Raw genomic sequence first — 3,285 nt, forward strand, 5'->3', positions numbered from 1 at the left:
CTGAGGATAATAGTGGGGCTATTTGACGAAGAAGCAGGAATTTTTAGACCAATTTATCGCAACCGCAGTAGGGTAGTCTATTCTCGGACAGGCTCCTGGGAGCCTGCCGAACTTATGCTTTCGAGCATAAAATTCAGTAGGGCGAGTCAGGATTTTCGATCAATTCGCGCGAATAGTTGACCTGTTTAAGCAAATTGATCGGCAATTCTGGCCGCACTTTCTCGCACTTTCTGGATTTTAGGCCGAAATTGTCTTAAGTCCGACAGGCTCCTAGTGACAGTATTTTTGATCTTTTATCTTTTGCCCCTTTGCTTTGTTAACTATCGATAGCTATATTTTAAGCGAATGATGTCGCCTCTCATTGTTTTATATCGGAGTCCAGTATGAAAAAAACACATCTTCAATTTAGCCTTCTCGCGCTGATGCTTTGGACAACCTCGAGTGTCTACGCATCGTGCACAGAGGACTTTGATTCGATCGTTACACAGATTAAGCATTCTGGTCACATTACGACAAAAGATGGCTATGAGGTTCGCTCCGTTTCTGGCCATCCCTGGACTTTTGCTAAAGGAACGTGGTGTGGCGTAATTGGAAAGATTGTAAATCCTGCTGATCCTGATGTTGAATTGAATTGGATTAAGGGTAACTGGAAACAAACACTCGTCGTTGATTAGTCGTAGCAAGCTAATGCTCCGACAATACAAACCATTTACCCTCAACGCTGGCAATGCCATGCTGTCATCGGCTAATTTCTTTGATTTGGCTTTTCCCCGTTTTTCTATCCTGGGAAATTTAACTGTCAAAAACAACGGGGCTTCAATTTTTTTACAGTGCTGAATTCTCTGGCTTGTAAACTGGTTTAGTTTTTAGATTGGAACTCGATAGTGGCTACAAAAACAACGGGAAAAATGGGGCTATCCAGCCTGACCCTGTTCAGTGTATGTGCGGTGCTGTCGGTGGATGGTCTCACTGCCAGTGCTTCAATCGGCCCCTCCTCTATTACCTGGTGGATAATCACTCTGGTTCTTTTTGTCATACCTTATGGCTTAATTTCTTCAGAACTTGGTACTACCTACCCAGGCGAAGGGGGTATTTACAACTGGGTAAAGCGAGCCTTTGGCTTCAAATGGGCTGTCCGTACAACCTGGTTTTACTGGGCCAACGTCGGCCTGTGGATGGCGGCAAGCTACATTATGTTTGCAGGCATGTTTGCCGAAATGTTTTTCCCTGCTTTGGGTCTGTGGGTGCAAATTGCCATTTGTATCAGCTTGATCTGGCTGACTATCTGGATCTGTAATATCTCCGTTGACACTGGCGTATGGGTCACTAACCTGGGCGCACTGTTTAAGGTTATTGTCATCGCTGTACTGGGCATTGGTGGTTTCTGGTATGCCAGCCACAATGGTGTCGCTAATGAATTTTCTTTCGCAAGCATGATGCCTACCATGGGTTCTGGCCTCGGCTTTCTTCCAGCGATCATATTTAATCTGATGGGTTTTGAGCTTGTTGCCTGCATGGGTAAAGAAATAAAAGACCCTTGTCGTGATATTCCAAAGTCTATTATGCTTTCTGCTTTGATTGTTACCTCCCTCTATTTGCTGGGCACCATTGGTATTTTGATGGCATTGCCAGTGGAGAAGATCACCCTGGTAGCAGGTATCATTGCCACATTGCAGACACTGTTTGGAGAAGGTGCTTTTGGTCATTTTATGGTGTATGGCATTGGTTCGCTGACGTTGCTAACCTTTATCGCCAACATGACCACATGGACTATGGGGGCAAGCCGTGCGGCCATGAAAGCTGCCCAGGCCGGTGAGTTGCCAGAGGTTTTCGCCAAAGAGAACCTTGTTCACAGAACCCCTGTCGGTGCCAATACTATCACGGGCGTTTTATCTACCGTGGTTATTCTGGTTTATGGACTGACTTCCGCTGAATGTGACAAGCTATTCTGGTCCATGTTCTCTTTCTCTTCTTCTATATTCCTGCTGCCATTTTTGTTCATGTTCCCGGCGTACCTGAAACTGCGCCTATCCGATCCAAACGCCAGGCGCCCCTACAAAGTGCCAGGAAGTATGGGGGTTCAAATTGCCATCTGCGTTATCTGCTTCGCGTTTATTGCCCAGGCAGTTATTCTGTTTATTTTCCCTCATATTGTTTCCGGTATTGTAGACTGGAGCTACTCCATCCCTGTAGCCCTGGGCATTTTTTCCACCATTGTTGTTGGCGAGTGCATTCTGGCAAAAGCAACAAAACGAATACAAACCGTTACAATTGAAAGCTGAAAAATATCAACCGATGATTCCTGGGAGCCTGTCGGACTTATGCTTTCGAGCATAAAATTCAGTAGGGCGAGTCAGAATTTTCGATCAATTCGTGCGAATAGTTGACCTATTCAAGCAAATTGATCGGAAATTCCGGCCGCGCTTTCTCGCGCTTTCTGGATTTTAGGCCGAAATTGTCTTAAGTCCGACAGGCTCCTTGGCTCCTGGGTCCGATTCCTTTATGGTACGCGTTACTTTTGTGAACAGGTAATAGGTTTACTATTGAACAGTGTATCACCCTTTTCCCGGAACAATACCCATAGGGAGAGCGCCATCGCACCACTGCCTGAGGAACTGGTGAATTTTCTCCCATGCAAAACGCCGACGGCATGGATTCAGCGGGCGTTAGAGGAGCCGGAAATTTTACTGATTGATCATGCCCACTGTGAGAAAAAAGCAGCGGCAACGGCGCTCAACCTGATGTTTCGTTATGTTGATGATGTGGATTTGCTCAATAAAATGTCTCACCTCGCCCGCGAGGAACTCAGGCATTTTGAAAAGGTGCTGGCCTTGATGACAAAGCGGGGCATTCAATACCAGGCCTTAAGCGCATCCCGTTATGCGGCAAAAATGCGAGCCGGTGCCAGAACCCATGAGCCGGCCAGGCTGGTGGATATTCTTGTGATCGGGGCCTTTATTGAAGCTCGCTCCTGTGAGCGTTTTCACGCCCTGTCACCTTATCTTGACGAGGAGTTGCGAACATTCTATTTGTCACTGTTAGCATCGGAAAGTCGTCATTTTAAGGATTACCTGACACTGGCTGAAAAAACCAATGGGGGAGCCATTGATGATCGGGTGGCCCATTTCGGTGCCATTGAAAAAGAGGCCATTGAATCAGGTGATGATGTTTTTCGTTTTCATAGCGGTACCCCGGTAACCAGCTAGGAGCCTGACCGAGAATAGCGCCCGTAGCGAGGATGGCAGAAAATTGAGGATAAAAAGTCGGAAATTTTTAGTGAATAGT

At 46.4% G+C, this 3,285-nt stretch carries 3 protein-coding genes; all 3 read left to right on the top strand.

Going from position 1 to position 3,285, the window contains the following annotated elements; all coding sequences use genetic code 11:
- The first annotated feature begins 383 nt into the window (after nt 1-383).
- The 3 genes from V4C51_RS17410 (at nt 384) to V4C51_RS17420 (ending at nt 3,206) form a co-directional block, all read left to right on the top strand.
- Entirely contained in the window at nt 384-674 is a 291-nt protein-coding gene (locus tag V4C51_RS17410; protein ID WP_330927443.1) for a hypothetical protein, read from the top strand.
- 210 nt (nt 675-884) lie between these two features.
- Nucleotides 885-2,282 carry an APC family permease gene (locus V4C51_RS17415; RefSeq protein ID WP_330927444.1) on the top strand — a complete coding sequence of 466 codons (1,398 nt, stop codon included), beginning with the start codon at nt 885-887 and terminating at the stop codon, nt 2,280-2,282.
- A 321-nt stretch (nt 2,283-2,603) separates the two neighbouring features.
- Nucleotides 2,604-3,206 (top strand): MiaE family protein, encoded by a 603-nt coding sequence (locus V4C51_RS17420; protein ID WP_420797690.1) that lies wholly within the window; start codon nt 2,604-2,606, stop codon nt 3,204-3,206.
- Nucleotides 3,207-3,285 lie beyond the last annotated feature (79 nt).

Origin of the sequence: Candidatus Sororendozoicomonas aggregata, assembly GCF_031528575.1 — a bacterium.
In the GTDB taxonomy this organism is placed as follows: Bacteria; Pseudomonadota; Gammaproteobacteria; order Pseudomonadales; family Endozoicomonadaceae; genus Endonucleibacter; species Endonucleibacter aggregata.

Coding starts and splice junctions, on each gene's coding strand:
- V4C51_RS17410 (WP_330927443.1), top strand. CDS start 384: ATGAAAAAAACACATCTTCAATTTAGCCTTCTCGCGCTGATGCTTTGG.